Genomic DNA, 11,808 nt, shown 5'->3' with positions numbered 1-11,808 from the left:
CACCATGTACTCAGCAGTCCGCGACCAGCTCGCCGGTGAACTCGACGACATCCGCAGCGCAGGCCTCTTCAAGCACGAGCGACGCATCTCGTCGCCGCAGTCCAGCTCCATCACGGCGGGCGCCCTCGGCGCCGACGACGCGCGGGTGCTGAACTTCTGCGCCAACAACTACCTCGGCCTCGCCGACCACCCCGACCTCATCGCGGCCGCGAAGACGGCGCTCGACGAACGCGGGTTCGGCATGGCCTCGGTGCGCTTCATCTGCGGCACCCAGGACCTGCACCTGGACCTCGAGCGGCGCGTCTCGCAGTTCCTCGGCACCGAGGACACCATCCTCTTCTCCTCCTGCTTCGACGCGAACGGCGGAGTCTTCGAATCGCTCCTCGGTGCGGAGGACGCCGTGATCTCCGACGCGCTGAACCACGCGTCGATCATCGACGGCATCCGCCTCTCCAAGGCCCGGCGCTTCCGCTACGCCAACCGGGACATGGCGGACCTCGAGGCGAAGCTGCAGGAGGCCTCGGGTGCGCGGCGCCGCCTGGTCGTCACCGACGGCGTGTTCTCCATGGACGGCTACCTCGCCCCGCTCGAGGCCATCTGCGATCTCGCCGAGCGCTACGACGCGATGGTCATGGTCGACGACTCCCACGCCGTCGGCTTCATGGGCGCCACCGGTGCCGGGACGCCCGAGCACGCCGGCGTCGCGGACCGCGTGGACATCTTCACCGGCACCTTCGGCAAGGCCCTCGGCGGTGCGTCCGGCGGGTACGTCGCCGCCCGCGCGGAGATCGTCGCCCTGCTGCGCCAGAAGGCACGGCCCTACCTGTTCTCGAACTCGCTCGCCCCGTCGATCGTCGCCGCGACCCTGACGGCGCTCGACCTCGTCGAGACCAGCGCCGAACTCCGCGAGACCCTCGCTCGTAACGCCGCGCTGTTCCGCCGGCGCATGACGGAGGAGGGCTTCGAGCTGCTCGAGGGCGAGCACGCGATCATCCCGGTCATGTTCGGGGACGCCGTGCTCGCCGCACGCACCGCCGACGCGATGCTCGCCCACGGTGTCTTCGTCACCGCCTTCAGCTACCCGGTGGTCCCGAAGGGCGCGGCCCGCATCCGCGTCCAACTCTCGGCCGCGCACACGGGCGACGACGTCGAGGCGTGCGTCCGGGCGTTCGTCGCCGCCCGGGCCGAGGTGGGTGCGGGGGGATCGGGGGCCGACGGCGGTGAACCTGCTTCCGACGCCGGTTCGCCCGGTGCGCATGTGGGCGGCGCGTGATCCGGTACCACCTCGCGAGTGGCTGCGGGTCCTAAGGGCTCACGTCGCCGTCGACATACTTCCAGCGCCCTTCCACCCGAACGAATCGGCTGCGCTCATGCAGCAGTCCCGACCGCCCGGCTTCCCGGAACGACGCTCGGTACTCCACCACGCCGGCGTCGTCGGAGTCGCCGCCGAGGGCCGTGTCGACGATCTGCAGGCGCCGCCATTCGACGTCCCCGTCGAGATCGACGGTATCCGGACGTGTCGACGGGTCCCACGAGTCGAGCAGGTACCGCTCGAGCCCGAGAGCGAAGGCCGAGAACCGTGAGCGCATCAGTGCGAGCGCCGTCGAAGGCGCCCCTCCCCGGTGGAGCGGCCCGCAGCATTCCTCGTACGGCAGACCGGTCCCGCAGGGGCAGTCCTCAAGGGTCATGCGGCACCCTTCCTGACCGGGGATGGTCGATCACTCAGGAGTTCTCGTCGGAGACGCGAATGATGACCTTGCCGGTCACACCGTTCTCGACGGCGTCGTGAGCGGCGACGGTCTCCTCGAGCGGAAACCAGGAGAGGGGGAGTCCGGCGGACTCCCCGACCGGTAATGCCCCGCTGCGCAGCGCCGCCGTGATGTCCTCCGCCGCAGCGACGAGCGCGTCCTGACCCACCGTGTAGAGCAGCAGGCCCTGCCAGCGGACGTTCTTCGCGAAACTCGCGACCACGGGGGCGGTGAAGTCGTCACCCTTGTTGTTCGCGTAGTACGCGATGGAGCCATGGTTGGCGATCACTTCGACGTCGAGCGCCGCGTTCTGCCCGGGGGACACCTCCACGACATGGTCGGCGCCGCCTGGAGCCGCCTCGCGGATGCGCCGGGCGAGGGAATCGTCGGGGTAGCGGAGAACGTGGTGGGCCCCCGCGGCGAGACTGAGCTCGGCCTTCGCGTCGCTGCTGACCGTTGCGATGACGGTTGCGCCTGCCCAGGCGGCGAGCTGGATCGCCGCGTGGCCGACGGCTCCGGCGCCGCCCTGGACGAGAACCGTGCGTCCCTCGAGGGCGCCGGGAGCGAGCCGCGACGGCCCGTCCTCGTGGACGGTCAGGGCACGGTGCGCCGTCATCGCTGGTACACCCAGGCTGGCTGCCACATCGAGATCGACGCCGTCCGGCAGTCGGACAGCCCGTTCGGCGGGAATCACGGTGAACTCCTGGGCGGTCCCCGTCGGGCGGCCGTGAGCAGCCAGGTAGATCCACACCCGGTCGCCCACCTGCGGCTCGGTGACGCCGTCGCCGACCGCGTCGACGACCCCGGCACCGTCCTGGTTGGGGACCACCTCGGGGAACGGGATGTCGCCGTCGGCGCGGGCCTTCCAATCCGTGGGGTTCACGCCGGAGTTGACGATGCGGACTCGCACTTCGCCCGGACCGGGCGTCGCGACGTCGCGGTCGACGAGAGAGAGAACAGAGGAGGGGCCGGTGGAGGAGTAGATGATTGCTTTCACGACTAGCCGGAACTGCCGATGCCCGGACGGTATTCCCCGGGCCCGGGATCCGCCCGACCGACAGGGAGAGCACGCCGGACGCATCCGGATGGGGGAGGTCCGCCCTAGGATGACGGGATGACCTCCCTCGAGTGCGACGTCCTCATCATCGGCGGAGGGATCGCCGGCCTCTCCCTGGCATCCGCGCTCGCCCCGTTCTCGAGCGTCGTCCTCGTCGAGGCGGAGCCGACCCTCGGGTACCACACGTCGTCGCGCTCCGCCCGGCAGCTCATCCCCAGCTACGGTCCCGAGCCGCTGCGGGACCTCACCCGCCGCACGCTCGACGTGCTGTCCGGCGTGCAGTCCTCCACCGGGCTGCCGCTCACCGTGCCGCGGTCCTTCCTGCTCATCGGGTCCGAGGCCGACGTCGCCGCGAAGGCCAGTGCGGCGATGCGTCCCGTGACCCACGCCGAGGCCCTCGAGCTGTGCCCGCAGCTGCGCCCGGACGCCTTCGAGGCGGCCGCCCTCGACACCGGCTGCGTCGGCACCGACACCGATCTCCTCCTCGAGTACCACCGGCGTAGCGCGGGCGACGACGGCGTCCTCGTCCTCACGGGCGCGCCCGTCACCTCCGCCCGGTACGACGGCGCCGGATGGAGCGTCCGGGCCGGCTACCGCAGCATCAGTGCGGAGGTCGTGGTCGACGCTGCAGGCGCCTGGGCCGACGGCGTCGCCGCGCTCTGCGGGGTCGCGCCGCAGGGACTCGTGCCGCTGCGCCGGACGGCGGCGATCGTCTCGGCGACCAACGCGCCGCCCGTCGGGACGCCGATGGTCGCCGCCGCGGACGACTCGTTCTACTACCGCCCGGACGCCCAGGGGGTCCTCGTCTCACCGAGCGAGGCCGAGCCGGCCGAGCCCGGCGACGCGCAGCCCCACCCGGGCGACGTCGAGCGGCTCCTGGAACACCTGGCCACGGTCACCACCCTCGGCATCACATCGGTCCAGCGGTCCTGGACGGGCCTGCGGACGCAGCGGGAGTCCGGCCTGCCCGTGGTCGGCTTCGACGCCGCCCACCCCGGCTTCTTCTGGCTCGCCGGGCAGGGGGGCTACGGCTTCCAGACGTCATCGGGTCTCGCGGAACTCGCGGCGGTGCTGCTCACGGGAGCGGACCCTGCCGATGTCGGCGCCGACCCGGGCCAGGTCGTCGCGGCCGCAGCGGCCCTCAGGCCCGCGTGAGCCGAGCGGGAGACCGGATGTCGGCCCGCCCGCAACGGGTGATCGCGCCGCACACCGCCCCGGCCGGCCGAGCGAGGTTTCCGTAGAGTAGGGGCTGGAGGACGCGGCGCTACGTACCCGCGGCGCGCCTGGTCATCGTCGGAACACCCGCCGCAGCGGCGGACACTCGGAACGGAACGCATCATGTCAGCAAGTGGAGGCAACAAGGCGATCGTCGCGGCACTCGCCGCGAACCTCACGATCGCCGCGCTCAAGTTCGTGGCCTTCGCGCTCACCCGTTCCTCGTCGATGCTGGCCGAGGGCATCCACTCCGTCGCGGATTCGGGCAACCAGGTCCTCCTGCTCGTCGGCGGCAAGCGGGCCAAGCGCCAGGCGAGCCCGGACCACCCCTTCGGCTACGGGCGCGAGCGCTACATCTACGCCTTCATCGTCTCCATCGTCCTGTTCAGCGTCGGCGGACTCTTCGCGCTCTACGAGGCGTACCACAAGTACCAGGACCCGCACCCGATCGAGGGCCCCTTCTGGTGGGTGCCGCTCGCGGTCCTGCTCGGCGCGATCGTGGCCGAGTCGTTCTCGTTCCGGACGGCCATCAAGGAGTCCAACCACGTGCGCGGCGGCATGGGCTGGGTGCGCTTCGTCCGCACCGCGAAATCGCCCGAGCTGCCGGTGATCCTCCTCGAGGACCTCGGCGCCCTCATCGGCCTCCTGTTCGCGCTGTTCGGCGTCTCCATGACGCTGCTCACCGACAACGGCCTGTGGGACGCCGCGGGCACCGCGATGATCGGCCTGCTCCTCGTGGCCATCGCGGCCATCCTCGCCGTCGAGACCAAGAGCCTGCTCCTCGGTGAATCAGCGACCGCCGCGGATGTCGCGAAGATCGAGGCGGCCATCAGCGGCGACGGCTCCACCCGCATCATCCACCTCAAGACACTGCACCTCGGGCCGGACGAGCTCCTCGTCGCAGCCAAGATCTCGGTCGGGAGCCGGGACAGCGGGGCCCAGGTCGCCGAGGACATCAACGGCGCCGAGCAGCGGATCCGGGCCGCCGTACCGATCGCCACGGCCATCTACCTCGAGCCGGATCTGTTCGTCCCGGAGGCCGCCGCGACGCCCTCAGCGAACGGGAGCCCCACGCGGGCCGTACCCGGCAACGAGTAGTCGCAGCGGGACTAGGATGGGCGCATGAACGTCATCGAAACGCGCCTGCCCGGCATCGGAGTACGGCGAGAGATCGTCACCGGATCCGGCCGCAGGGTGGGGATCGTCGCCCAGCGTGACGGCGATCTCGACCTCATCATCTCGAAGGCCAGCGACCCGGACGCCTGTGTGGCCTCCATCCCGCTGACCCCCGACGAGGCGGCGACGATCGGGAACCTGCTCGGCTCGCGGCAGCTCGTCGCGCAGCTCACGGAGGAGCACCGGGACCTCCCGGGCGTCTCCACGCGGCAGTTCCTCATCGAGCGCGGTTCACCCTTCGACGGCCGCCCCCTCGCGGACACCCGGATGCGTTCGCGTTCGGGTGCCTCCCTCGTGGCCGTCCTCCGCTCGGGCCAGGTGCAGGCCTCGCCGACACCCGATTTCACCCTCACCGCCGGCGACCTGCTGGTGGTGGTGGGTACCTCCGAGGGCCTCGACACCGCGGCGGACATCCTGCGCAACGGCTGAGCGGCCTGTGCACACGACTGCCCTGACCCTGATCGAACTCGGCGCCATCCTGCTCTTCCTCGGCATCCTCGGCCGGCTCGCCGGCCGGATCGGGCTCTCGCCCATCCCGCTCTACCTCATCGGAGGGCTGTTCTTCGGACAGGGCGGGTTCCTCCAGCTCGAGGGCGTCATCGAGTTCAGCGAGGTGGCCAGCGAGATCGGCATCGTTCTGCTGCTGCTCATGCTCGGCCTCGAGTACACGGCCAAGGAACTCGTCACCGGCCTGCGCCAGTCCTGGCTCGCAGGGATCGTCGACTTCGTCCTCAACTTCACGCCCGGCGTCCTCGTCGCCGTCATCCTCGGGTGGGGGCCGGTCGCCGCGCTCGTCATGGGCGGCGTCACCTACATCTCGTCCTCGGGGATCGCCGCGAAGGTCATCGCCGATCTCGGCAGGCTCGGCAACCGGGAGACCCCCACGGTCCTCGCGATCCTCGTCTTCGAGGACCTCGCGATGGCCGTCTACCTGCCGGTGCTCACCGCGGTCCTCGCCGGGCTGAGCTTCGCCGGCGGGCTCGGCACGGTCGGGATCTCCCTGCTCGTGGTCACCCTCGTGCTGGTCGTCGCCCTGCGCTGGGGGAACGTCGTCTCCGCCATCGTCGACAGCACGGACCGGGAGGTCTTCCTCCTGACCCTCATCGGGGCGGCGCTCCTCGTCGCCGGACTAGCCTCGGCCATGCAGGTCTCCGCGGCCGTCGGTGCGTTCCTGCTCGGCATCGCCATCTCCGGTGCGACGGCGGAGAACGCCGCCCGCATCCTGGAACCCCTGCGGGACCTCTTCGCCGCCATCTTCTTCGTCGTCTTTGGGCTGAACACCGACCCGGCCTCCATCCCGCCCGTGCTCGGCGTGGCGCTGATGCTGGCGGTCGTGACGTCGGCGACGAAGATCGCCACCGGCTGGTGGGCCGCCCGCCGCCAGGGGATCGGCCGGATGGGCCGCGCCCGCGCCGGGACCGCGCTCGTGGCGCGCGGCGAGTTCTCCATCGTCATCGCGGGCCTCGCCGTGACCTCCGGGGCCGTGATCCCGGACCTCGCGGCCCTCGCCACCACCTACGTGCTGCTCATGGCCGTCCTCGGGCCGGTGCTCGCACGGCTCGCCGAACCGGCCATGGAGCTGGCCGACCGCCTGCCGAAGCGGCGCCCGCGGCCGGTCCCGGCGCCGCGGGGCACGTGAGCCGAGAGGGCCGCGCTAGTCGAGGATCTGGCCGATCGGCTCCCGCTTCTCGGCCTGGAACGTGTCCTCCTCGCGCCCGTACGCCCAGTAGCCGGAGAGCGAGACCTGCGAGCGGGCGAGTCCCTTCTCCTTGAACAGGACGTCGCGCAGCGCCTTCATGGCACCCCGTTCGCCGTGCACGAACGCGTCGACGCGTCCCGCGGGCCAGGGTCCGGCCGCGACGGCGTCGGCGAGCAGCGTCGTCGTCCCCGCCGCCTGCCCGTCGCGCAGCAGCCAGTGCAGTTCGAGGCCCGCAGGCGCCTCCAGGGCCAGGATCTCCGCGGCACCGTCGACCTCGAGGTAGGCATGCCCGACGGCGGCGGGGTGCAGTGCCTCGATGCCCGCGGCGATGGCCGGCAGGGCGGAGTCGTCGCCGGCGAAGAGGTGCCAGTCGGCGTCCTGGTCGGGCGACCACTTGCCGGAGGGGCCCATCAGCACGAGGGCGTCACCGGGTGCCGCCGCCGCGGCCCAGGGCCCTGCGATGCCGGCGTCGCCGTGCACCACGAAGTCGATGGCGAGCCGCCGGGACGCGGCATCGAGCCAGCGGATGGTGTAGGTCCGCTTCACGGGCCGGTCACCCGCCGGGAGCTCGTCCTTCAGGGCTGCGAGGTCGTAGGGCGGGACCAGGCCGAGTTCCGGCTTTGCGAAGAGCAGCTTGGCGTACTTGTCCGTCGCGTCGCAGTCCTGCAGGTCCGCGAATCCCGGGCCGCCCGCCACGACCCGCACCAGATGGGGGCTCAGCCACTGCGTCTCCAGCACGGTCAGGACCGCCTGCGGACGCGGCGGCTTGCGGGACGGCTCGGAGGCGGGGGACGACACGGGGGAGGACATGGGCGTCGCTTTCTGCAGGGGGTCGGTCCACCCTAACAACCTTCACCGGAGCGTCGCTGGGAGCGCCTCGAGCGCGGCGGTGAGCAGTGAACCGTCGTCGACCAGCAGGCGTGCGGCCTCGATCTCCGGCGCCAGGTAGCGGTCGGTCCCGGGCCCCTCGACGTCCTGGCGCAACCGCTGCCGGACGGCGGCGATCGGCGCGGCGCTGCGGTAGCCGGACGCGCCGGCGGCACCGCCGTCGCGCATGTCCAGGGCCCGCGCAGCGGTCAGGATCTCGATGGCGAGGACCCGCGTGAGCCCGTCCACGGCCCGGCGCAGCTTGAGGCCCGCCGCCCAGCCCATGGACACGTGGTCCTCCTGCATCGCGGAGGAGGGGATGGAGTCCACGGAGGCCGGGTTCGCGAGCCGCTTCAGCTCCGACACGATGCCCGCCTGCGTGTACTGGGCGATCATGTGCCCGGAGTCCACCCCGGGATCGTCGGCGAGGAACGCGTTGAGTCCGTGGCTGCGGGCCTTGTCGAGGAAGCGGTCGGTGCGGCGCTCGCTCATGGAGGCGACGTCGGCGACGGCGATCGCGAGGAAGTCCAGCACGTAGCCCACGGGCGCGCCGTGGAAATTGCCGTTCGACTCGATCCGGCCGTCCGGGGTGATCACCGGGTTGTCGATCGCGGAGCCCAGTTCGACGGCGGCCACGGCGTCTGCGTGCGCGAGGGTGCCGCGAGCGGCGCCGTGCACCTGGGGCGCGCACCGCAGGGAGTAGGCGTCCTGGACGCGGGTGAACCGGTGGCGCCCCGTCTCGGACGTCAGCTGCTCGCGGAGCAGGGGGGACCCCTCGAGCAGCGCGCGGATGTTCCCGGCCGAGGCGACCTGCCCGGGGTGGGGCCGCAGGGCATGCAGGTCCTCGGCGAAGACGGCGTCGGTACCGAGCAGTCCCTCGACGCTCATGGCGGCCGCGAGGTCCGCGGTCGCCAGGAGCCGATGGAGGTCGGCCGAGGCGAGGATCAGCAGGCCGAGCATGCCGTCCGTCCCGTTGATGAGCGCCAGGCCCTCCTTCTCGCGGAGTTCCACGGGAGCGATCCCGGCGGCCCCGAGGGCCTCCGCGGCAGGCACGAGGTCGCCGGAGGCGTTCCGGACCGTGCCCTCGCCCATGAGCGCGAGGGCCACGTGCGAGAGCGGTGCGAGGTCGCCGGAGCAGCCGAGCGAGCCGTACTCGCCGACCACGGGGGTGATGCCGGCGTTGAGGAGCGCCGCGGAGGTGGAGGCGACGGCCGGGCGCACGCCGGTGCGGCCCGTCGCGAGGGTCGACAGGCGCCCGAGCATGAGGCCGCGCACCACCTCGCGGTCCACCTCGGCGCCCGAGGACGCCGCGTGGCTGCGGATGAGGCTGCGCTGGAGCCGGGTGCGCTGGTCGAGCGGGATGTGCCGGGTGGCCAGGGCGCCGAAACCCGTCGAGACGCCGTAGTGCGGCGTGCCGTCGTCGACAAGCGCGTCGATGACCCGGCGGGAGGCCGCCATGGCGGCCAGGGCCTCGGGGGCCAGTTCGACCGGTGCGCCGTGGCGGGTCACGGCGACGACGTCGGCGGGGGAGAGGGGGCCGGTTCCGATGATCACGGAGGGCTGGGACACGGTCTGCCTCGGTTCCTGCGGTCGCTGCCGCTATTGCCATTGAGTGGAAAGGACGTTTCAATAAGTGAAAACTACAGCAGGTCCGAACGCAAGGAGGTGGGCATGGCGGAGTCCTCGACCCGCACGGTGGAGCGTGCGCTCGTGCTCCTCGGCGCGGTGTGCGACGCCGGATCGCTGAGCCTGGCGGACGCCGCACGGGAGGCGGAGCTGTCGGCGTCCACGGCGCTCCGGCTGCTGCGTACCCTCGAGGGGACGGGCTTCGTGCGGCGCGACCCGCTCGGCGCGTACCGGCCCGGACTCCGCGTGGTGCAGCTCGGCGCGCAGGCGCTCGGGCACGAATCGCTCGTCTCCCTCGCCGAACCCGCCCTCGAACGCCTCGTGCGGCAGACCGGGGAGTCGGCGTACCTGAGCGTCCCCTCGCACGACGGCGAGGGCGTCTACCTCGCGATGCGCGAGGGTACCCACTCGGTCCGCCATGCCAGCTGGATCGGTCGCAGCATCCCGCTGGACGGGACCGCCGTCGGCGCCGTCCTCGCGGGCGGCCCGCCGGCCGGCGGTTTCGTCGTCGTGCGGGACGGCATCGAGGCCGACGTCACCGCCATCGCCGCGCCCGTCTCGCCCGGCGGCCGCGCCGTCGCGGCCCTCAGCGTGGTCGTCCCCAGCTACCGCATCACGGCCGTCGAGGCCCGCCGCTTCGGAGCGCTCGTCGCGCAGGAGGCCGCAGCACTCCTGACCCCGCCGGACGCGCACGACACCGCCACCACCCGAGGAGAACCAGCATGACGAGCACCCCGAGTCCCACGCACGATCCCTCCCGCTCCATCCGGGCCGCCCGGGGCACGCGCCTGACCGCGAAGAGCTGGCAGACGGAGGCGCCCCTGCGCATGCTCATGAACAACCTCGACCCCGAGGTGGCCGAGCGTCCCGAGGACCTCGTGGTCTACGGCGGCACGGGCCGCGCCGCACGCAGCTGGGCGGCGTACGACGCGATCGTCCGCACCCTGGAGACCCTCGAGGACGACGAGACGCTCCTCGTGCAGTCCGGCAAGCCGGTCGGGGTCTTCCGCACCAACCCGTGGGCGCCGCGCGTGCTGCTCGCCAACTCCAACCTCGTGGGCGACTGGGCCACCTGGCCCGAGTTCCGCCGCCTCGAGGCCGAGGGCCTTCTGATGTACGGGCAGATGACGGCGGGTTCCTGGATCTACATCGGCACGCAGGGCATCCTCCAGGGCACGTTCGAGACGTTCGCCGCCATCGCGCGCAAGCGGTTCGGCGGGACCCTCGCCGGCACGCTGACCCTCACCGGGGGCTGCGGCGGCATGGGCGGCGCGCAGCCGCTCGCCGTCACGCTGAACGGGGGCGCCGTCCTCATCGTCGACGTCAGCGAGGCGCGCCTGCGCCGCCGCGTCGCCAAGCGGTACCTCGACACCGTGGCGGACACGCTCGACGACGCCGTCGCGCAGGTCCTCGCCGCGAAGCGCGAGAAGCGCGCCCTGTCGGTCGGCGTCGTCGGCAACGCCGCGACGCTCTTCCCCGAACTGCTGCGGCGCGGGCTCGACGTCGACATCGTCACCGACCAGACCTCCGCCCACGACCCGCTCAGCTACCTGCCCGAGGGGATCGCCCCGGACGAGTGGGAGCGCGAGGCCGCGGCCGACCCCGACGGCTTCACCAAGAAGGCGCAGGCCTCCATGGCCCTGCAGGTCGAGGCGATGGTCGGCTTCCTCGACGCCGGCGCCGAGGTGTTCGACTACGGCAACTCCATCCGCGACGAGGCCCGCACGGGCGGCTTCGGGCGCGCGTTCGAGGTGCCCGGCTTCGTCCCCGCCTACATCCGCCCGCTCTTCTGCGAAGGGCTGGGACCGTTCCGCTGGGTGGCGCTCTCCGGGGACCCGGCGGACATCGCCGTCACGGACGCCGCCCTCAAGGAACTGTTCCCCGACAACGGGCACCTGCACCGCTGGCTCGACGCCGCCGCCGAGCACGTGGAGTTCGAGGGCCTGCCCGCACGCATCTGCTGGCTCGGCTACGGGGACCGCGCGAAGGCGGGCCTGCTCTTCAACCGGCTCGTCGCCGAGGGGAGGGTGTCCGCCCCGATCGTCATCGGCCGCGACCACCTCGACTCCGGCTCCGTCGCCTCGCCCTACCGGGAGACGGAGGCCATGGCCGACGGGTCGGACGCCATCGCCGACTGGCCGCTCCTGAACGCCCTGCTGAACACCTCCTCCGGTGCCACCTGGGTGTCCATCCACCACGGCGGGGGCGTCGGGATCGGCCGCTCCATCCACGCCGGGCAGGTCTCCGTGGCCGACGGCACCGACCTGGCCGCGCAGAAGCTCGAACGCCTCCTGACGAACGACCCGGGCATGGGCGTCATCCGCCACGTCGACGCCGGCTATGAGCGCGCCCGCGAGGTCGCGGCCGAGCGCGGGGTGCGCATCCCCATGCAATCCTGAGAGACCCCGACCGTCCAGACC

General features: G+C 72.2%; 11 protein-coding genes. 7 read left to right on the top strand and 4 right to left on the bottom strand.

Annotation, left to right across the window (positions count from 1 at the left end; translation table 11 throughout):
• The first annotated feature begins 4 nt into the window (after positions 1–4).
• Positions 5–1,273: a glycine C-acetyltransferase gene (locus CXQ97_RS06375; RefSeq protein WP_104180018.1), complete on the top strand. Its 1,269-nt coding sequence runs from the start codon at positions 5–7 to the stop codon at positions 1,271–1,273.
• A 31-nt stretch (positions 1,274–1,304) separates the two neighbouring features.
• On the opposite strand, the gene CXQ97_RS06370 is transcribed toward CXQ97_RS06375, so the two are convergent.
• The gene (locus CXQ97_RS06370) at positions 1,305–1,688 is read right to left on the bottom strand and encodes a YchJ family metal-binding protein (RefSeq protein WP_104180017.1); all 384 of its coding nucleotides are present in this window, start codon (positions 1,686–1,688) and stop codon (positions 1,305–1,307) included.
• A gap of 34 nt (positions 1,689–1,722) precedes the next feature.
• Positions 1,723–2,745: an NADPH:quinone reductase gene (locus CXQ97_RS06365; protein ID WP_104180016.1), complete on the bottom strand. Its 1,023-nt coding sequence runs from the start codon at positions 2,743–2,745 to the stop codon at positions 1,723–1,725.
• Positions 2,746–2,862: 117 nt separating this feature from the next.
• Between CXQ97_RS06365 and CXQ97_RS06360 the strand changes: the two genes are divergently transcribed.
• The 4 genes from CXQ97_RS06360 (at position 2,863) to CXQ97_RS06345 (ending at position 6,835) form a co-directional block, all read left to right on the top strand.
• Positions 2,863–3,960 carry an FAD-binding oxidoreductase gene (locus CXQ97_RS06360; protein ID WP_104180015.1) on the top strand — a complete coding sequence of 366 codons (1,098 nt, stop codon included), beginning with the start codon at positions 2,863–2,865 and terminating at the stop codon, positions 3,958–3,960.
• Between the two features lie 183 nt (positions 3,961–4,143).
• Positions 4,144–5,118, top strand: a complete 975-nt coding sequence (locus CXQ97_RS06355; protein WP_104180014.1) for a cation diffusion facilitator family transporter — start codon at positions 4,144–4,146, stop codon at positions 5,116–5,118.
• 24 nt (positions 5,119–5,142) lie between these two features.
• A complete protein-coding gene (locus tag CXQ97_RS06350; RefSeq protein WP_104180013.1) occupies positions 5,143–5,625 on the top strand; it encodes a cation:proton antiporter regulatory subunit in 483 nt (160 codons plus the stop codon).
• 7 nt (positions 5,626–5,632) lie between these two features.
• The gene (locus CXQ97_RS06345) at positions 5,633–6,835 is read left to right on the top strand and encodes a cation:proton antiporter (RefSeq protein WP_104180012.1); all 1,203 of its coding nucleotides are present in this window, start codon (positions 5,633–5,635) and stop codon (positions 6,833–6,835) included.
• 15 nt (positions 6,836–6,850) lie between these two features.
• On the opposite strand, the gene CXQ97_RS06340 is transcribed toward CXQ97_RS06345, so the two are convergent.
• Complete coding sequence (locus CXQ97_RS06340; protein ID WP_104180011.1) at positions 6,851–7,705, bottom strand: siderophore-interacting protein; 855 nt, start codon at positions 7,703–7,705, stop codon at positions 6,851–6,853.
• 42 nt (positions 7,706–7,747) lie between these two features.
• The gene (gene hutH / locus CXQ97_RS06335) at positions 7,748–9,331 is read right to left on the bottom strand and encodes a histidine ammonia-lyase (RefSeq protein ID WP_104180010.1); all 1,584 of its coding nucleotides are present in this window, start codon (positions 9,329–9,331) and stop codon (positions 7,748–7,750) included.
• Positions 9,332–9,433: 102 nt separating this feature from the next.
• Between hutH and CXQ97_RS06330 the strand changes: the two genes are divergently transcribed.
• Together CXQ97_RS06330 and hutU are read left to right on the top strand one after the other, a co-directional pair.
• Positions 9,434–10,114, top strand: a complete 681-nt coding sequence (locus tag CXQ97_RS06330) for an IclR family transcriptional regulator (protein ID WP_104180009.1) — start codon at positions 9,434–9,436, stop codon at positions 10,112–10,114.
• Positions 10,111–11,787, top strand: a complete 1,677-nt coding sequence (gene hutU, locus CXQ97_RS06325; RefSeq protein ID WP_104180008.1) for a urocanate hydratase — start codon at positions 10,111–10,113, stop codon at positions 11,785–11,787. The genes CXQ97_RS06330 and hutU overlap by 4 nt, the downstream gene beginning before the upstream one ends.
• The last annotated feature ends 21 nt before the right edge of the window (positions 11,788–11,808 follow it).

The organism is Arthrobacter sp. B0490 (assembly GCF_002929355.1).
Classification (GTDB): domain Bacteria; phylum Actinomycetota; class Actinomycetes; order Actinomycetales; family Micrococcaceae; genus Arthrobacter_D.
The sequence above is the reverse complement of the archived record's forward strand: the minus strand, read 5'-3'. Positions and strand labels throughout refer to the sequence as shown.

Coding starts and splice junctions, on each gene's coding strand:
- CXQ97_RS06360 (WP_104180015.1), top strand. CDS start 2,863: ATGACCTCCCTCGAGTGCGACGTCCTCATCATCGGCGGAGGGATCGCC.
- CXQ97_RS06355 (WP_104180014.1), top strand. CDS start 4,144: ATGTCAGCAAGTGGAGGCAACAAGGCGATCGTCGCGGCACTCGCCGCG.
- CXQ97_RS06375 (WP_104180018.1), top strand. CDS start 5: ATGTACTCAGCAGTCCGCGACCAGCTCGCCGGTGAACTCGACGACATC.
- hutU (WP_104180008.1), top strand. CDS start 10,111: ATGACGAGCACCCCGAGTCCCACGCACGATCCCTCCCGCTCCATCCGG.
- CXQ97_RS06330 (WP_104180009.1), top strand. CDS start 9,434: ATGGCGGAGTCCTCGACCCGCACGGTGGAGCGTGCGCTCGTGCTCCTC.
- CXQ97_RS06350 (WP_104180013.1), top strand. CDS start 5,143: ATGAACGTCATCGAAACGCGCCTGCCCGGCATCGGAGTACGGCGAGAG.
- CXQ97_RS06340 (WP_104180011.1), bottom strand. CDS start 7,705: ATGTCCTCCCCCGTGTCGTCCCCCGCCTCCGAGCCGTCCCGCAAGCCG.
- CXQ97_RS06370 (WP_104180017.1), bottom strand. CDS start 1,688: ATGACCCTTGAGGACTGCCCCTGCGGGACCGGTCTGCCGTACGAGGAA.